Source organism: Flavobacterium sp. PS2, assembly GCF_046250155.1.
Taxonomy (GTDB): domain Bacteria; phylum Bacteroidota; class Bacteroidia; order Flavobacteriales; family Flavobacteriaceae; genus Flavobacterium.
Genome location: NZ_CP176426.1, coordinates 1,302,876 through 1,322,371 on the forward strand (window position 1 = coordinate 1,302,876; position 19,496 = coordinate 1,322,371).

13 protein-coding genes are annotated in these 19,496 nt (G+C 32.2%); 6 read left to right on the top strand and 7 right to left on the bottom strand.

Annotated elements, in window-relative coordinates; translation table 11 throughout:
- Nucleotides 1-50: 50 nt before the first annotated feature.
- From ACJ6WR_RS05575 to ACJ6WR_RS05585, 3 genes are read right to left on the bottom strand one after another with little or no spacing between them, the layout of a single operon-like run.
- Nucleotides 51-947, bottom strand: coding sequence for a glucosaminidase domain-containing protein (locus ACJ6WR_RS05575; RefSeq protein ID WP_409417280.1), 897 nt, complete (start codon nucleotides 945-947; stop codon nucleotides 51-53).
- Nucleotides 940-1,836 (bottom strand): 1-aminocyclopropane-1-carboxylate deaminase/D-cysteine desulfhydrase, encoded by an 897-nt coding sequence (locus ACJ6WR_RS05580; RefSeq protein ID WP_409417281.1) that lies wholly within the window; start codon nucleotides 1,834-1,836, stop codon nucleotides 940-942. The genes ACJ6WR_RS05575 and ACJ6WR_RS05580 overlap by 8 nt, the downstream gene beginning before the upstream one ends.
- A gap of 9 nt (nucleotides 1,837-1,845) precedes the next feature.
- Nucleotides 1,846-2,181 (bottom strand): hypothetical protein, encoded by a 336-nt coding sequence (locus tag ACJ6WR_RS05585; RefSeq protein ID WP_409417282.1) that lies wholly within the window; start codon nucleotides 2,179-2,181, stop codon nucleotides 1,846-1,848.
- Nucleotides 2,182-2,297: 116 nt separating this feature from the next.
- Between ACJ6WR_RS05585 and ACJ6WR_RS05590 the strand changes: the two genes are divergently transcribed.
- The 6 genes from ACJ6WR_RS05590 (at nucleotide 2,298) to ACJ6WR_RS05615 (ending at nucleotide 9,670) form a co-directional block, all read left to right on the top strand.
- Complete coding sequence (locus tag ACJ6WR_RS05590; RefSeq protein ID WP_165571403.1) at nucleotides 2,298-2,474, top strand: DUF5522 domain-containing protein; 177 nt, start codon at nucleotides 2,298-2,300, stop codon at nucleotides 2,472-2,474.
- 638 nt (nucleotides 2,475-3,112) lie between these two features.
- Nucleotides 3,113-5,089, top strand: coding sequence for a urocanate hydratase (locus ACJ6WR_RS05595; protein ID WP_409417283.1), 1,977 nt, complete (start codon nucleotides 3,113-3,115; stop codon nucleotides 5,087-5,089).
- Between the two features lie 36 nt (nucleotides 5,090-5,125).
- The gene (locus ACJ6WR_RS05600; RefSeq protein WP_039111423.1) at nucleotides 5,126-5,671 is read left to right on the top strand and encodes a DUF4136 domain-containing protein; all 546 of its coding nucleotides are present in this window, start codon (nucleotides 5,126-5,128) and stop codon (nucleotides 5,669-5,671) included.
- Between the two features lie 210 nt (nucleotides 5,672-5,881).
- Nucleotides 5,882-7,126: a threonine ammonia-lyase IlvA gene (gene ilvA / locus ACJ6WR_RS05605; RefSeq protein ID WP_409417284.1), complete on the top strand. Its 1,245-nt coding sequence runs from the start codon at nucleotides 5,882-5,884 to the stop codon at nucleotides 7,124-7,126.
- Nucleotides 7,127-7,302: 176 nt separating this feature from the next.
- A complete protein-coding gene (locus ACJ6WR_RS05610; RefSeq protein WP_086894156.1) occupies nucleotides 7,303-7,689 on the top strand; it encodes a group III truncated hemoglobin in 387 nt (128 codons plus the stop codon).
- Between the two features lie 223 nt (nucleotides 7,690-7,912).
- Complete coding sequence (locus tag ACJ6WR_RS05615) at nucleotides 7,913-9,670, top strand: aromatic amino acid hydroxylase (RefSeq protein WP_409417285.1); 1,758 nt, start codon at nucleotides 7,913-7,915, stop codon at nucleotides 9,668-9,670.
- Nucleotides 9,671-9,889: 219 nt separating this feature from the next.
- On the opposite strand, the gene ACJ6WR_RS05620 is transcribed toward ACJ6WR_RS05615, so the two are convergent.
- From ACJ6WR_RS05620 to ACJ6WR_RS05635, 4 genes are all read right to left on the bottom strand, one after another.
- Complete coding sequence (locus ACJ6WR_RS05620) at nucleotides 9,890-10,510, bottom strand: DUF4230 domain-containing protein (RefSeq protein WP_039111430.1); 621 nt, start codon at nucleotides 10,508-10,510, stop codon at nucleotides 9,890-9,892.
- Nucleotides 10,511-10,570: 60 nt separating this feature from the next.
- Nucleotides 10,571-11,578 (bottom strand): LLM class flavin-dependent oxidoreductase, encoded by a 1,008-nt coding sequence (locus ACJ6WR_RS05625; protein WP_039111431.1) that lies wholly within the window; start codon nucleotides 11,576-11,578, stop codon nucleotides 10,571-10,573.
- Between the two features lie 449 nt (nucleotides 11,579-12,027).
- Nucleotides 12,028-14,322 (bottom strand): BamA/TamA family outer membrane protein, encoded by a 2,295-nt coding sequence (locus ACJ6WR_RS05630; RefSeq protein ID WP_409417286.1) that lies wholly within the window; start codon nucleotides 14,320-14,322, stop codon nucleotides 12,028-12,030.
- Nucleotides 14,323-14,326: 4 nt separating this feature from the next.
- Nucleotides 14,327-19,411, bottom strand: coding sequence for a translocation/assembly module TamB domain-containing protein (locus tag ACJ6WR_RS05635; RefSeq protein WP_409417287.1), 5,085 nt, complete (start codon nucleotides 19,409-19,411; stop codon nucleotides 14,327-14,329).
- Between the last annotated feature and the right edge of the window lie 85 nt (nucleotides 19,412-19,496).

A 19,496-nucleotide genomic window follows, 5' to 3' on the forward strand; every position in this document is an offset into this window, starting at 1 on the left:
TAAGCTCATTAAAAATATTTTTATGTATCTGGTTTCTTTAGAATTAAATCTTACTTCACAATTAACTTCTGTCCGATAGAAAGGGTGTTATCTACAAGATTATTTTTTTGCTTTAAATCATCAACAAGTACGTTGAATTTTTTAGAAATAGAATATAATGTATCTCCTTTCTGCACTTCGTACAAGGAAAGATTACCCGAATTATTATTATTTTGTGTATTAGGTTTTGCAGCAATAACAGTTGTAGTTTTCTCTACTACTACATAGTCTTTGCCCATAGCTATATTATCGTATTGGTGTAATTCGTAACGCTCAATATAACTAATTAATTTTTCTGGATATCTAGGATCTGTTGCATAACCTGCTGCTCTTAATCCTTTTGCCCATGCTTTATAATCTCCTTTTTCGTAAGTAAACAAGGTCGCATATCGGCTTTTTCCTGTCAGGAATAAAGCATGATCGCGAAACGATTCCGATGGATCTTTGTATTTTCTAAAACATTCCTGAGCCGAATCATCATCATGACGAACACTTTCTCCAACCCAGTCTTTATGGCATTTTATACCAAAATGGTTATTAGATGAAAGGGCTAAATCTCCTTTTCCTGCACCCGACTCTAAAATACCTTGTGCCAGAATAATACTTGCAGGAATTCCGTAATTTTTCATATTACCCATCGCAATATCTTTGTATTGAGCAATGTAATCACTTATAGAAGTATTGGTAACAACTGTTTTTGAAGTCGACTCGATAACTTCAGTCGTATTATTTGATGTAGTTTTTTTAGTATCTGTCTTGGTATAAACCGGCTTTTTCTTAGTTTGAATCGCTACTCTTTGTTTTTGTTGGGTAGTAGCAGCCTTTTTGGTTGTTGCAATAGCAGGTTTGCTTGCGTTACAACCTATTAGTGTTATCGTTATTAATAGTACGAGTGTTTTTTTAAACATTGCTTTTAATTATTGGTAAATTTTTATTCATCAGCTTCATATTCATTCCTTGTATTCCTTGTAATCCGCCAGTATGAATCAGCAGGATTTTTGAATTTTCGGGGAAATAATTTTTCCTAATTAAATCTATAACGCCAAAAACCATCTTTCCTGTATAAATTGGATCCAAAGGGATTTGATTTTCATCAAAAAACTGATTAATAAAGGCAATAAGCTCTAAATTTACTTTACCATAACCGCCAAAATGGTAGTCTGTAATCAATTCCCAATTTTGATTCTTTGCAAAAATACGAATTTCATCTTTTAAAAAATCCCCTTTTAACGCTGGAAACCCTAAAACTTTTTGATTTGGTAACGCACTATTGCTAATTCCCGAGATTGTCCCTCCCGTTCCTACTGCACAACATACATAATTAAACTCGGCATCTTCGGGCGTTAAAATCTCCTCACAACCCCGAACTGCCAGCTCATTTGTTCCCCCTTCAGGCACCAGGTAAAAATCTCCAAATTTTGCTTTTAGATTATCTAAAAAGTTTATTTCGCTTTTAAGACGGTAATCCTCTCTAGAAACAAACTCAAATTGCATTCCGTTTTCCTGAGCAAATTTTAAAGTTGGATTCCCCTCGATTTTATCAACAAGTTCATCCCCGCGGATAATCCCGATGGTTTTAAATCCGCTTTCTTTTCCTGCATAAGCAACAGCAGCAATATGATTAGAGAATGCTCCGCCAAATGTGAGCAACGTTTCTTGGTTTTCGGCTTTCGCCTGAAGTAAATTATATTTGAGTTTTCGGTACTTATTTCCAGAAATAAAAGGATGAATCAAATCTTCTCTTTTAATTGTAAGTGAAATATTGTTTGGAAAAACGGTATGGATCTTTTGATTCAAAATCTAATTTTATTTTTGATTTAAATACTTCGCAAACCTAAAAAAAGGTCTGCTCTTTAAATAATTCATATTAGCCTCATTTTTATACGCTTCTCTTTCGAAACTTATATTCAGATACGCTAAACTTGCATTTTTATATTGAAATAAACGCACCACATATTCTATTACATACCAAATAAAAAATGGTAATATCAATAACTCTAATTGTTGGCGTAAATGTATTTTTTCATGATTAACAAAAACCTGATTGTTTTTGTCCGAAGGGTATTTTACCAATACAAACGGAAATACAGCCATTCCTCGATATCCTTTCGGAATTAAATATTTAGCAATAATCAAAAACATTCGCTGTAAAATTTATAAATTTGTAGTAGTAAATTACTTCTATACAAAGAAAATCATAATCAATTGAATTTACTTAAAATTAAACATAAAAATAGCATTTTGCCAAATTCAGAATTATGAATGAACAAAATAAGGAAAATAAATTAATTGAGGGCGAAGATTTTTATTATACCCCCGAAGGATATAAATGTTTTACCGAAAAACATCATTTAAAAAGAGGGTATTGCTGCAAAAGTGGTTGTCGCCATTGCCCTTATGGATATGATAAAAAAACAGGAGAAATTAGGAAATAGATTATTAGACTTCTTAGATTGTTAGACTTCTTAGACTTTTGGTTTTTTGGATTATTCGACTGCTCCAAAACCTAAAAACCCTAAGAAATATTAAATTCCTTTGAAACAAATTATATAATCTTTAAATTTCCAAATCTTTAAAATACGATAATTAGAAAATGTATCAATTTGAAGATTAAAAAATTCTACTTAAATGGATTTTTCAATCTTTAAATACTTAAATCTTTAAATACGAAATATGGATATCTGCTCTCAAAAATATAGGATTACTATCCACAAATCCTATCATAGGTCGGATATTCGGTATCCCTAGTTGTTAATTAGAAAATGTGTCAATTTGAAAATGTGTCAATTTAAAAATTAGATAATTATTTGAAATCGAATTTTCATTGATAGGTATTTCGCTCCTATGGAGCTTTTACCAACTGATCGTATTGTTTTCTATAAATATTACGCCTTTAAAAGGCTGAAAAAATAAATTCGTTGGAATTTTATTTTTATAGAAATAGAATTTATCGATTAGTATTTGAACCCCAGCGGGTCAACAATAATCTAAAAAACAAAAAATTAATCTGTTGTTAATCTAGCTAAAATACCTTAGCAACTTAGAATCTTAGCAACTAAGCAACTTTATAAAAATGACTTTCCAAGAACAAATACAACAAGGAATTCCATCTATATTACCTCCAAAAGCAGTATACGATTTAGCTATAAATCATGCACCAAAGCGTAAAGCAATCCTTTCGGCAGAAGAAAAAAAACTTGCCTTAAAAAATGCATTACGTTATTTTGAACCGCAACATCATGCGGAATTAATAACTGAATTCTCTGAAGAATTAGAAAAATACGGACGTATTTATATGTACCGCTTTCGTCCTGATTACAGAATGTACGCCAGACCAATTAGCGAATATCCTGGAAAATCAGAACAAGCAAAAGCTATTATGTTAATGATTCAGAACAATCTGGATTATGCTGTGGCACAACATCCACATGAATTAATTACTTATGGCGGTAACGGTGCTGTTTTCCAGAACTGGGCTCAATACTTGCTTACGATGCAATATTTGTCGGAAATGACAAATGAGCAAACACTAACTATGTATTCTGGACACCCAATGGGATTATTCCCTTCACATGCCGAAGCTCCACGTGTAGTTGTTACTAACGGAATGGTTATACCAAATTATTCTAAACCGGATGATTGGGAGAAAATGAATGCACTTGGGGTTTCTCAATACGGACAAATGACTGCAGGAAGTTATATGTACATTGGGCCACAAGGAATCGTACACGGAACTACAATTACAGTATTGAATGGTTTCAGAAAAATAAAACTAAATCCCGAAGGAAACTTATTTGTAACTTCTGGATTAGGCGGAATGAGTGGCGCACAACCTAAAGCAGGAAATATTGCTGGTTGTATCACCGTTTGTGCCGAAGTAAACCCTAAGATTACTAAAATCCGTCATGAACAAGGTTGGATTAATGAAATTGTAGAAGACCTTGACGAATTGGTAAAAAGAGTTTCTTTGGCGAAAGCCAATAAAGAAGTAGTCTCTATTGCTTATTTAGGAAACGTAGTAGATGTTTGGGAGAAATTTGACCAGGAAAATATTAAGATTGACTTGGGATCTGATCAAACTTCGCTACATAATCCTTGGGCTGGTGGGTATTATCCTGTTGGAATTACCTTTGAAGCTGCCAATGAAATGATGGCTAATAACCCTGAGTTATTCAAAGAAAAAGTACAAGAAACACTTCGTCGCCATGCCGATGCTATAAATAAGCATACTGCCAAAGGAACTTATTTCTTTGATTATGGAAACGCTTTTTTACTAGAAGCTTCTCGTGCAGGAGCTCAGGTAATGGCCGAAAACAATATCGATTTTAAATATCCTAGTTACGTTCAGGATATTATGGGGCCAATGTGTTTTGATTACGGATTTGGTCCTTTTAGATGGGTTTGTACTTCTGGAAAACCCGAAGATTTACAAAAAACAGACGCTATAGCTTCTCAGGTTTTAGAAGAAATGGCAAAAACTGCTCCCGATGAAATTCAGCAACAAATGCAGGACAATATTAAATGGATAAAAGGTGCTCAGGAAAATAAACTAGTTGTAGGATCACAAGCACGTATTTTATATGCTGATGCCGAAGGTCGTATAAAAATTGCTGAAGCTTTTAACCAGGCTATTGCCAAAGGCGAAATTGGACTAGTCGTTTTAGGTCGTGATCATCATGATGTTTCGGGAACAGATTCTCCTTACAGAGAAACATCTAACATTTATGACGGATCAAGATATACAGCCGATATGGCAATACAAAATGTCATTGGTGACAGCTTCAGAGGAGCAACTTGGGTTTCTATACATAATGGTGGTGGCGTAGGCTGGGGAGAGGTTATAAATGGTGGTTTTGGTATGGTTCTTGATGGGTCTAAAGAGGCGTCAAAACGCTTAGCATCAATGCTTTTCTGGGATGTTAACAATGGTATTTCAAGAAGAAGCTGGGCTCGTAATGACGAAGCAATTTTTGCAATAAAAAGAGCCATGGACACGCAACCTTTATTAAAAGTGACCATCCCTAATATAGTAGACGAAAAGTTATTCTAAATTAAAGTCGATATTAAACTTTTAAATTATTTAAACATGAAAAAATTATTTATTTTACCGATTCTATTCCTTTTTATTCTAAGCTCTTGTAGTTCTGTTTCAGTCTATTCAGATTATGATAAAAATGTGGATTTTACTAATTATAAAACATATGCCTATTTTAAAGCCGGTATTGATAAAGTAGAGATTTCTGATTTAGATAAAAGAAGAATTTTACGCGCTATCGATGAGCAAATGGCAGCAAAAGGTTTTACTAAAAGTGATAATCCAGATTTATTAATAAACATTTTTACAAAAGCCAGAGAAGAAGTGAATGTAAACCAGTTTAGCGCTGGATGGGGTTACGGATGGGGATATGGATGGAATCCTTACTTAATGATGGGAAATCAAACTTCTGTAACAACATCTACCCAAGGAACTTTATACATTGATTTTATCGATGCTAAGAAAAAAGAAATGATCTGGCAAGGTGAAGGTGTAGGTTATTTAACTCAACAAGGTGGAGAGCAAAAAGATAAAATAGTAACCAATTTTGTGACTAAAATATTAGCACAATATCCACCTACAATTGCAAAAAAATAATCTTTTTTGTTGTTCTTATTAAATAATTAATACATTTGTTTTTTCAAATAATAAACAATGAAAAACTTAAATAACATTATTATCGCTATTAACATTATTGTAATTATGCAATAATGGCGAGGTGTTATATAAATAAGTAAACAAAATACAATTTATTAGAACCTCCCAAATCGGGAGGTTTTTTATTTTAAAAAACAACCAAAAAACACCATGAATTTATTTAATGAAGTAATTATAGCCAAAGAACAACTAAGCAAAGTAGTTGCCGCTACCCCACTAACTCAAAACCTTAATCTTTCGGACGAGTTTAAATCGACTATTTTATTAAAAAGAGAAGATTTACAAATTGTACGTTCGTATAAAATTAGAGGTGCTTATAATAAAATTTCATCATTAAATGACACTGAAAAAGCAAAAGGTGTTGTTTGTGCAAGCGCAGGAAATCATGCTCAAGGCGTAGCTTATTCTTGTAATTTACTACAAATAAAAGGCAAGATTTATATGCCGAAAACAACTCCAAAACAAAAAGTAAAGCAAGTACAATTATTCGGGAAATCTTTTGTTGAAATTGTTCTTATTGGCGATACTTTTGATGATGCTTATGCCTCTGCAACTGAAGATGCTGCAAAAAGCAATAGAATCTTTATCCATCCATTTGATGATTTAAAAGTTATTGCAGGACAAGGCACTGTAGGATTAGAAATTCTGGAATCATACAAAGAACCTATTGATTATGTCTTTGTTCCCATCGGTGGTGGCGGACTTGCATCGGGACTTTCTGAAGTCTTTAAACATTTAAGTCCTGAAACCAAAATTATTGGAGTAGAACCAAAAGGTGCTCCATCGATGAAGACATCTATTATTGATGGCAAAAACACACCATTAAAAACCATTGATAAATTTGTAGATGGTGCAGCAGTAAAGCAAGTTGGCGATATGACTTTTGGTATTTGTCGCAAAAACTTAGATGATATTATTCTTGTTCCCGAAGGCAAAGTTTGTACAACGATTTTACGCTTATACAATGAAGAAGCTATGGTTGTAGAACCAGCCGGAGCATTAACAATTGCAGCATTAGATTTTTATAAAGATAAAATAAAAGGCAAAACAGTCGTTTGCGTGGTAAGCGGAAGCAATAACGATATAGAGCGCACTGCCGAAATAAAAGAACGTTCGTTACTTTACGAAGGATTGATGCATTATTTTATGATTCAGTTCCCTCAACGTCCTGGTGCGCTTAAAGAATTTGTAAATGATATTTTAGGTCCTAATGATGACATCACTTATTTTCAGTTTGCCAAGAAAAACAGCCGAGAAGTTGGTTCAGTGGTAGTTGGCTTGGAACTTAAAAACAAAAAAGACATCGTAAATATTAAAACCAATATGGTTGCCAAGGGATTCGAGTTTCAATATCTCAATGAAAATCAAGATTTATATACGCAGTTAATTGGATAAAAAATAAAGGACTACTTGAAAACCTAGTAATCCTTTTCAATACCATTATTTTTCATTTTATGATTTATAAATGATCAAATTATTTAAGAACCATTTTAGATTCATTTAACTAAATATATAAGATAAATCCTCTGTTTTGTGTTATTTTTGTATTTAATTTTTTTCCACATAAAGCCATGGTTATTTTAGACATTACAACAATCGAAGACATAAAACTATTAGTGAATACTTTTTATGCTAAAGTTCAAAAAGACGAACTCATTGGTTCGATTTTTAATGAAAAGATTCAAGGAAGATGGCCTGAACATTTAGAAAAGATGTATAGATTTTGGCAAACAATTTTGCTAGAAGAACATACTTATTCCGGAAGTCCATTCCCTCCACACAAACATTTACCAGTTGACCAATCCCATTTTAATAGATGGATGGAAATTTTCACAAAAACGGTAGATGGTCTTTTTATAGGAATTGTTGCTGAAGAAGCAAAAGTTCGAGCAGCTAATATGGCTTATATGTTCAATTACAAAATTGAATATTTTAGGAATGCTGGAAAAAATTCATAAATAGCTCTAATATAAATTAGCTAGTTGTAAAATGGAACTAACTGCCTAAATGTAGAAAATTTTGTAAAACACAAAAGAATCATGTCAGATTTTGATAAAGAAATTATGAATCTAAAATAGACTCCAAATTTTCTATCTAAATGATAACACAAAAAATTACTAATAAAGCTAAAAATAGCTTCATAAATTCGTAATTTCGCAGAAGAACTACAACGATTTCGAAATGAACCCAACTATTGAAACAAATCCGTTATTGGACAGATTGCCTAAACACTTAAAGCAATTTATTAAACCTCAAGATTACAGCGATTATACGCCAATTAATCAAGCGGTTTGGAGATATGTAATGCGTAAGAATGTTGACTATTTATCTAAAGTTGCTCACCATTCGTATCTAGACGGATTAAAGAAAACTGGAATCGAAATCAATAATATTCCGAGCATGTATGGCATGAACCGAATCTTAACCGAAATTGGTTGGGCTGCTGTAGCCGTTGATGGGTTTATTCCGCCAAATGCTTTTATGGAATTCCAGGCTTATAATGTCTTGGTAATTGCTTCGGATATTCGTCAGCTAGAACATATTGAATATACTCCTGCACCCGATATTATTCACGAAGGTGCTGGCCACGCTCCTATTATTGCTAATCCTGAATATGCTGAATACTTGCGTCGTTTTGGCGAAATTGGCTGCAAAGCCATTTCTTCGCACAAAGATTACCAAATGTATGAAGCGATTCGATTACTTTCGATTTTAAAAGAAGCCGAAGGTACTCCGCAAGCCGATATCGATCAAGCCGAAAAAGCAGTTGAAGATTTGCAAAATAATATGGGCGAATTGTCTGAAATGGCACAAATAAGAAACTTACACTGGTGGACAGTTGAATATGGTTTAATTGGTACAGTCGAAAATCCTAAGATTTACGGTGCTGGTTTATTATCATCAATTGGAGAAAGTGCTTGGTGTATGACCGATAATGTAACTAAAATTCCTTACGATATCTCGGCAGCAAACCAGAGTTTTGATATCACAAAATTGCAACCTCAACTATATGTTACGCCTACTTTTGCTCATTTAAATCTTGTTCTTGAAGAATTTGCTAATAAAATGGCTTTACGTACGGGAGGAATTTCCAGCATTCAAAAATTAATAAACTCGAATGCATTAGGAACAATAGAACTAAGTACAGGTTTACAAATTTCTGGAGTTTTTACTAATGTTATTGAAGCAGAAGGAAAACCCGTTTACGTACAAACAACAGGAAAAACAGCATTATCTTACCGTGAAAAAGAATTAGTTGGACACGGAATTTTAACGCATTCTGAAGGTTTTGGTAGTCCTATCGGAAAACTAAAAGGCTTTAATCTGGCTATTGAAGATATGAGTCCGATGGATTTAAATGCTTATAAAATAGTCGAGAATGAAACTATAAAACTAGAATTTGAAGGCGGGATTATTGTAGAAGGAGACATCATTACTGGCTCTAGAAACTTACACGGTGAGATTATTTTAATCAGTTTTAAAAATTGTACCGTAACTCACGGAGATACTATTTTATTTAAACCTGAGTGGGGTAATTATGACATGGCAATTGGCAAAAAAGTAGTTTCTGCTTTTTCTGGACCTGCCGATGTAAATAGTTTTGATTTAGTCGATTCTATTCCAAAAACAAAAACCATCAAAGCCAAGCATTCTAAAGAGCGTGATGAACTAGAAGAATTATACCAACAAGTTAGAACTATAAGAGAAACTAATTCTCATGAAACTTTACTAACTTCTATATTCGAAAAAATCAAAGCAAATCATCCTAATGATTGGTTACTATCTGTAGAAATAGCTGAACTTTTAAAAAATAGTAATCAACCTCAATTATTACAGGAAGTATTAGCAAATCTTGAAAATTTAAAAACAAGAAGACCTGAAGTTGCTCACTTAATTTCAGGAGGTTTGGATCTGATTTTTGATAAAGAGAAGTGTTAGAAACATTTTCATCCATAAACTTGTCTTTCCGAGGAACGAGGAATCTCCGCTAGAAACTAACACAAAGTGTCTTACGTTTGTGGAGCTACTCGTGGAGATTCCTCGTTCCTCGGAAAGACAAGTTTGAGAGAAAGACAAGATTACGGGAAAGACTTTGTGCCTTTGCAGCTTTAAACCTCTGCAACTCTGAGCCTTTGCAACTTTGAACCTTATTATAACCTACAACTTCAAATCATTACTAAGATCAGTTTCGTTTTGGATTGTTTTGCCGTCGTATTGTAGTTTCCAACCCATTGTATTTGTCAGGATTAAAATTTTAGACAATTCACTGATTAATCGGTTTTGTGCATTTGCTTTAAGCGAAGACTTCTCAATTTTCTTGGCTAAACTCGCTTTTACAGATTTATTTATTTTATTATAATCATCTCCTGTAAACTCGTTTAACTGACTTTGCTCTACATTATAATACTGAATATCTGGATTGATTGTAATTTCTTCTTTTGGAATTGATACTATCTTTATTACTTTGTTTTTTTCGTCGATTTCATATTTCATCTTATGCAAATCGTAGGCAACAGTAACGTTTGCATTTACAATAATCAATGCTTTCTTCTCGAAAGATATCATATCTAATAAATACTTATTTGAGTTTTTATAGGTTACTACTTCAGAGAAATGCCCTTCGGTAACTACCAGTTTCCCAACGTTTACAATTTGTTGTTGTATTAAATTGGTATTATAATCCAAACTTGTCGAATCATCTTTCTTGAATTCACAATACTTGAATGCAAGGACAATTCCGACTATGATTACGATTCCGACTAAAATTCTTCTCAACATAATTATGTTTTAATGATGGCTATTATGAAGCCAATTTAGTGATTTTTTCAGAAAGCATCACTATGCTTTATTGATGTTATCGATAACCTCTTTAAGAATTTTTATACTTTTCATTTTATCCTGATGGTCAAAAATTGGGCTTGTAATCATCAATTCATCTATACCTGAATAGTCTATAAAATGCTTTAGATCTTTTTCTAATTTCTCTTTGCTTCCCTTAAAGGTACAAGCTGTCATTTGATCTACATGAAATTTTTCTTCTTCGCTCATCAATCCATCTAATGACTCAAGTGGTGGTTGCATTGGTTTTCTATTATTACGAACCAATCCTAAGAACATTTGATATAATGTAGTCGAGAGAATTTCTGCTTCTTCATTTGTATCTGCTCCAATCGCATTTACACAAGCCATTGTTTTAGGACTGCTCAAATATTTTGAAGGAATAAAGTTTTTGCGATAAAACTCAAATGCCTGCAACATCATCTTTGGCGCAAAATGTCCTGCAAATGCATACGGTAATCCTTTTGCAGCAGCAAGAGCAGCACTATCCATACTAGATCCTAATATCCAAACAGGTACATTTGCCCCTTCTGCAGGAAATGCACGTACTTTTGCGGAAGCATTATCTGGTGAAAAATAATCATGAATTGCTTGTACATTTTTTGGAAATTTCTGTGATTGCTCATAAAAATCCTCTCGGATTGCTTGTGCTGTTAACGAGTCTGTTCCTGGTGCTCTGCCTAACCCTAAATCTATTCGGTTTGGGTAAAGTGTTTCTAACGTTCCAAATTGTTCTGCGATAATAAGTGGCGAATGATTAGGAAGCATTATTCCGCCCGAACCTACACGGATGTTTTTAGTCTGGCTTGCTATGTAACCAATTAAGACTACTGTTGCAGTACTTGCCACATGTGCCATATTATGATGTTCGGCCAGCCAGAATCGGTTATAATCTAAACTATCAGCTAGTTGTGCAAGTTCTTTGGTTTTCTGAAAAGTTTCTGCTGCATTACTACCTTCAGTAATAAATGCTAATTCTAATAAGGATATAGGTATATTATTGTTCATGTTTAATTAATCTTTTTACAAAATTAGACATTAATAACCTTTTAATTGTTAATTGAATTGTAAAATTCTAACGCCGTTAAATAAATATAACGTCGATAGAAAAAAATCTCTTATTTTGAATAGTTACATAATAGTTCGAAGCCACAAAATTTCTTAGGATAACTTGATGAATCCAAAAGTTATTTTTTGTAACTTTAGATAACAAATCATAAACCTCTTAATTATGAAAACTAGCAGAAAAATTAAATATATCACCAAAAGATATATTTACAGAATTATCAGAGATATAAGCGGTAATAAGGATAAATCTAAAAAATTGCTTTTATCTAATTTATTAAAAACAAACGTCCAATTACTTAAAGGTATAGATGTTAATAGTACGGTGCTTTTTTAACTCTTTATGTTAACAAAACTACATTTTTAACTACTAAATTGATGTTGGGATATCCTTAAAAAGGATACCCAATCGCGATGTTGAGTATTAAATTGTCTTTTCTCCAAGAGCCACTTCCAAAGTTAATATCATCTATTACCCAGCGTTGTCCTTCGGGTAAATAGGGTATTCTTAACGGAAATGCAATATCGGTTCTTAATATCAAGAATGATAAGTCAAAGCGTAATCCCGCTCCAGCACCAATTGCAAGTTCTTTCATAAAGTTCTTACTGATTTTTGCTCCGGGTTTATTTGGATCATTATTAACCAACCAAACATTTCCAGCATCTAGAAAAATGGCTCCTCTTACTATACTAAAAAGTTTTGCTCTATATTCTGTACTAAACTCTAGTTTTAAATCTCCTGATTGATCTGGCAAAAATGTACTTGTTGTGTCTGGACTTTTAAAACTACCTGGTCCTATTGAGCGTGCTCTAAAGGCACGAATACTATTAGTTCCTCCTACTACAAATTGCTTGATCGATGGCAAAGAAGAGGAATTACCATAAGGCAAACCAGCTCCTACAATAATTCTACTTGCTAATTGGCTCTCTTTTCCTAGTTTTAAGTAATGTCTAAAATCGGCTCTTACTTTAACATATTGACTAAAAGGAACATCAAATATTTTTATAGTATCGTTTTTCTTGACATTAGCTCCTGTTACCAAGCCTGTAATATTACCTGCAAGATCAATTTCTCCATTAAAATAGAATGTATTCTTTTTTCTTTTTCGCATAGTATTGGTATAAGTATACGAATACGTAGGTCCAAAGATTAATTGTTTTTCGAGTACTTTAGATAATGATTCATCTTCTGCAACTTGCTGTAAATAATAAGGCGTTACATGATTTGGACTTACATAATTAACTTCTATAATATCCAGTTGGTGTTCTTTACGAATATTTTCTTTCCATAAGTAACCAAATGACCCTCTAAAAGAATTTAAGGCATAAAGATTTATTCGGTTTTGATATTCATATCCTAAAGTCGCTTTTGTTTTAGGAACAAACTCGCTAGAGCCTTGGAAATTGAAAGGCGTAATTAATCTTGGCCAGGTTAAACTGGCTTCTCCTCCTACTTTGTAGATATTATTTCCTTTATTTTGTCCTGAAATCTGAAAATCGGCTCCTCCAAATATGGATACGGTAAACAATTCGGCTCCTCTTAGTAAATTTCTATTATTCCAGTTTACATTAATTTCTGAACCTGTATAACTAGCCGAATTGGTTTTTCCTAAAACCTCAACTCGAATGAATTTCTTTGGCAATAAGGTTAAATAGTAATATGCATCGAGAGCATTTTTTATACTATCGGATTCTTTAAATTCATTTTTAACAAAATTAAATGTTCCTAAGTTTACAAATCGATTAAGGGAAAGATTATGATCTGATCGATTATAAAAATCTCCTTTTTTAAAATACAAAGCTCTGTCAAATACTCTTGGTCTAAATGTATTTGTAGAATCTATAATCGTAAAATCTTTGTATTTTAAGATGTCTTCTTTTTTATAAGCTACACTATCTTTTAAAATCGAAAAATTAGGATACACTACTATATCATTAATTTTATAAGCAATTTTGGCTTTTGCAGGTGTTTCGCCTTTTATTTTTAATTTTATATTTACCTCATAATCTCCTTTGGTACTATCTACTTGTGCCAAGATATAATCTGGATTGAAATAATAATATCCCTTTTCTTTTAATCGGGAATCAATACGTTCTCTCTCGGATTTTATAACGTCTAAATCATATGGCTTACCAACTTTTAATAATGATCTACGACTAGTTTTTCCTATTTCTTTGGCTATAGCCGAAGAATCATCAGGAAACGTAACACTTTTAATTTTATACTGTCGTTTAGGAAAAACGGTATATTCTGCTGTTGCTCTTTTATTTTTTGCTGTAGAATCGGCACTAACCCTCACTTTAAAGAAACCTTTATTCTCAATAAAATTTCGCAACACTGCCGAGTTATAATCTAAATCGACTTTACTGTAAAGTACAGGTGCTTCTCCAACTTTATTTCTTAACCAATATCTTGTTCCTTTCTTTTTCTTAGGTTCCCCAGCCACATTGTAAATCCATAATTTAGGACGCAATCCCAGAAACTGTTTGTTAGGTAAAGGACGTAGTAAACCTTCTAGCTCAGTCTGTAGTTCTTTTTTTTCTTTCTTTGTAAGAATGGTGTCTTCTACTTTTACCGAAGCTCCTGTATATAACAATTCCCCTTTTGGCAAATATTTGGTATTGCTACATCCTAAAGCAAAAAACAAAGAAAGTAGTATAAAATATTTTAGATATTTAGTTTCCATATTACTACGTTTTTTGCTCTTGTTCATTATCTAATTCTTCTTTCTTTTTCTCTTCTTTCTCTTTTTGCTTATCCTTTTCTTTGCGTATTTTTTCTTTTTTAATCAGTTCTTTTTCTTTCTCACTACGATGAAATAATTCTCTAAACTTATTATAATTCATCGTAATAATAAATGCAACTCCAGTTTCTACAACCTGCCCCTCTACAGCAACCTGATATTGGTTTTTACGATATGCTCTAACCATGTATCGTCCGTCTTTGGTAAGTTGGTAATCTATAGCAACATCTCCAGCAATATTAGTATCCTGCTCATTGTTATCTTGTCCTTCTAGTCCAAAACTGCTTCCTATGGTTACTTTTAATCTATCATTTAATAGTTTTTTAGAAACTCCTACATTCAAATCTGTTTTGTTTTGCTTGGTTCCCGAAGTATAATCATCTGTAGATTCCAAATCAAATTCCAATTGAACACCACTTATTAAATCTCCTGCCAGATTATTTAATTGATCCGAAAGTATTTTACTCACACTTTGTCTCGCCATAGATTCGGCACTTGTACCACCACTTTCGCTTGCAAAAGGGTTTTCACCAACAAATCTGTTCAAGAGTAAAAGTGCAAATACCTGTTTATTTAATTCGGATGGCTCTTGACGTAATTGTTGCAATCTTGCCTGAGACTTTGTTATAATATCTGATGAGACATCATAGTTACCGTCTGGAAGAACGATATCAAACGAGATTTCAGGTTTCATCAATTCTCCGTTCATCTTTAATAAAGTTTGAAACGGAATTTTTTGTTTGTATGTGTTTTTTTCTGCTGCCGGGATAGTTCCTAACTGGTTTCCTAATAAGTCTATCGGCGCAGTATTTACTTTATATATAGCTGTTAAATTTAAATTTGCCATTGTAGGCTCTCCAGTCCATAAAATATAACTTCCTTTCTGGATATCAAATTTTCGTCTTATCATATTAAAACTCATCTCATAAGCACCTTCACTAAACTCATATTTTCCTGTAAGTGTAGTTTTTCCAGATGGATCAATCCCACCAATAAGATCTGCTTCTCCAAGCAATCTCAGGTAATCTCCGTTACCTTTATCTATTACCAATGTAAGTTCTGCTTTTTTATCTATAGAGATAGCAACGCTCACATCCATTCCAATCAGTTTCGATTGATTGAGTTTGCTTTCCATCGCAGCAGTTTGTTTCAGTAGTAAATTATCTTCATTTACAAACTCTACAATTCCTTCTCTATCGGCAATCGAAGGATCTGATTGAGGCATAACAACTGTAAATTTTGTATCCTCATTAATTTTTATATTTCCTCCAACAACTGGATTATCTAATGTTCCTTTTATGTTTAGATTTGCATCTAATGATAAATCCCCATAAAACAAATCATTATCAGCTTCTGTAGAGTGAATGGCTCTAAACTGATCTGCTTTTATGGTTAAAGCAAAATCATAATTTCTAAAATCTTTGGAGTTGATATTTCCATTTACAAATAATTCATTCTTGTTTTCATCATAAACAGAGAAATTATCAAAGACAATCGCTTCGTTTTCAAACCTAATTTTCTCATTGGCTATTTTATAAATAGAATTAAACTTCGTCACTTTAAAAGCAGCGTCATTAAAATCTAATTCTCCATTTACTTTAGGTAAATCGGCATTACCAGTAATTTTAAATTTTCCTGATAAATAACCAGAACCATCGGTAACATTACCCATGCTAAAACCTTGAATACTCTTAATATTTAAATGATTGATGGCTATATCAAAATCAAAAGTACTATCATCTATTTTATAATTACCTGTTAGGTTTACGTCATTTCCATTCTCTGTTAATGTAACATTTGCTACTAATAAATTATCGGTTTTATTATCTACTTTTATACCAATATTACCAACTGGTTCACCTTTAAAAGCAAAATCAACTATTTTTAGATCGGAAGTAAAAGTTGGTTTTGTCATCACATTTTCGACCAAAACTGAACCATCAATCAATCCTTGCATTAATAATTCATCTTTTTTAACCATATTTAAAATGGTCTCAATTTTAAAATTGACAAAATCGACTTGTAAAGGCGCGTTCTTTCCGTCGTTTTGTGATTGAATTTTTAGTTCATTACCCGAATTGCTCAAAAAGAACTTATTAATGTAAAGTCTCTTATCTCCAAATTCAATAGAATTTTCCTGATCTAAATTCCATTTATCATAATTCAATACAAAATTATCTGAATCAAATTTTATAGTGTTTTTGGCATTTTCATGAAGCAATTCTCCTTTAATAAAATACTGTTCTTTATCTTCTTTGTCTTTTATTTGTAATGCATACCCTAAGATGTTATTCTCGATTTTACCTGATAAACTAACAAAAGGAATTTTAAATTCTCCGCTTTCTACCGGAGCTACAGAAACCTGATATTCTAACGCATTCTCTTTTGCTTCTATATTTATCTTTCCATCAGAAATTGTATTTGTATCATAAATAATTTTAGGGATAGTTCCTTTAACCTCTAGAGAATCTACTACGTTATTATATTTTCCTGTAATTTTAATAGGTTCTAAACCTTTAAGCTTTGGAACTAATTGAAAAAGTAATGGATCACTATCTACAGATAAATTAAATGTTAATCGCTGCTCATCTGAATCTCCTTTTGTTTTAGGAACTTGCAAATCCATGTATTTTGATAGCGATTTTTTTAATGCTGCCGATAATGTTGTCAGTTTATATTTTCCATCAACTTCTGCTTTCAGGAATTGAGATATTACCTTGATATTATTTTTTTCTTTATCGGCATAAGCCAAAATTTTAATGGAATCTAATACAATTGGTTGTGCATCTTTTAAAACCTGAATATTCGACAAGAAAACCTTTCCGTTTAAAAAATCAGGATTACTATTGGCAATATCTGCATCAACATTTCCTCTAATTTTCATCGGGCCTGCATGAAGATTTAGTTTCTCTAAATCGGCAATATCAAGGTTTAATTTTAGTTTTACTGCGGGATATTTATCATCAAATCTTCCGTTGGCAACTAAACCAAAATTTAAATTTGGGTCTTTAATCCCTGAATTTATTGCAAATGCTCCTTTTGCAATCTCTCCCTTTAAAGTTAAATCTCGGTAGGTATATTTATTAAATACCGCTTTTTGTACAATTCCGTCCAGATGTGCTTGTGCTGTTTTAGGATCTAGTCCCTTTCCTTTTACTTTTGCTTTAAGCGTAATTTTTCCTATTGAATCGTTTTTTATTAGTTTACCTAAATCAAATTCTGAAAAAGAAATTGTAGCATCATATTTCTCAGATTTTTTAATTCGTTGATCAAACAAAGCATCTACTTTGGCATTTCCGAAACTACTATTTAGCGCCAAATTAGTTTTAAAATTATTGACTAAACCTTTAAATTTTCCTTTTAAATTAAATTGAGAAGGTAACTGAATGCTTTTTGGGATTGTTCCTGCTGGCACAAACGAAATCACATCTTTAGATGTACTCACAAAGTTTTTTATATCCAAATCATAATATGCTTTTTGTGCATCTGGCATTCCTGTAATTTTTCCTGAAATAGAGACTTTTGTCGTTCCTATTCCGCTCATTTCAAACTGCGGAATTGTTAAATCCTTTACTTTCCCACTTACTCGTGCATTTATAGATAAAACTGCATTAGGATTACTCTTAAACGGATTGGTATTTTGTAAATCTGGAACAAAAAGCAATATGTCTTTAAATCCAACTTTTGCCTGACTTAAATTGGCGTCTAAACTTAGATTATCAATATTTTTAGTTACCGCCGCGATTGATGGATAGGCAACTTTAATATTCTTTTGCAATAAAGTTTGTGGTGTTTTTAAATACAGATTATCCAAATATGCATTTTTAGGCCCATAGAAAAAATCTGTTTTAAACGTTTCGATTTTAAGCCCGCTTTTTTCATTTACTGTAAATGATTTTACGCTCCCTGAAACAGTATCATTTGCATAATACAACTTTTCGGCTTTTAAATTAAAATTATCCAAATCAAGATGTCCATAATCAATCCCTTTCTTAGTAGGTTTTGATTGCATATCATCATATTTAAAAGCAATATTTTGTATATCGGCTGACTTCAGTTTTAACTTCCAGCCTGCTTGAGGAATTGCTGTAGAATCTAAATCGGGCGTTTTAAGTTGTTTGTCTTTTATGCCTAATTGTAGATTTCCTTTTAGATCTTTTAGTTCGAAAGTATCAAAATCCAACAACTGATTATTTAAATCTAATTTATTAACCAGTAACTGTAATTTCCCCAGAGTTATTCCTGAAGCGAGTTTAGAATCTTTATTGTCATAAGAAATATCGATTTTAGACAAGTTGATTTTATTTAGTTTTAAATTAAAATCTGGTCTTTTCGAAATTGTATCTACAGTTTTTACTGATGTTTCAGCTATCTTCTCTACTAAATCCTGGTTTAGAACTAATTTTAATCCGTTTAAATCTATATTCGGAATATCAAAATCCATTTTATCCAAATCGAATTTTTTAAATTCTGTTTGAAAATTAGCTAGTTTAACACGAACATCATTTTTGGACAAATCATCTTTAAAATTAAAATTGATTTTATCCAAATTGATTTTAACTACCGATATTTTAAAAGGTTTACTATTGGGATCTGCAGGTTCTGGTTCTTTGGAAGCAAATGCTGCAATTATATAATCGAAATTAAAAACTCCGTCTTTGTTTCTGGAAATATTTGCAGTTGTATTTTCAAGTGAAATAGAATTTATTTCTACTTCGCTACTTATGAGTTTAAATAAATCGATATCAACTTCTAATCGTTTTCCACTAAGTAAAGTATCTTTCTTTTGATCTTCAAAATAAAAACCTTCTAATACGATTTCTTTAGGAAAATTAATGGCAATTCTATCTAAAGCTACTTTGGTTCTTATCTTTTTTTGCAAATAAGTAATTGCCTTATCCTTGGCGTAGTTTTGTACTGCCGGAACCTGAATTAAAATTGTAATTAATAACAATAATGCTACTAATGTAATGACGCACCAAAGTAGCACTCGAAGTATTTTTTTCAGAAAAGAAATTCGTTTCTTATTCATATAAAGAAAATAAGGCTAATAACTGGTTTAGATTATCGATATATGGTTACTAAATTTAACTAACCATATCCAATTTACAAAATTG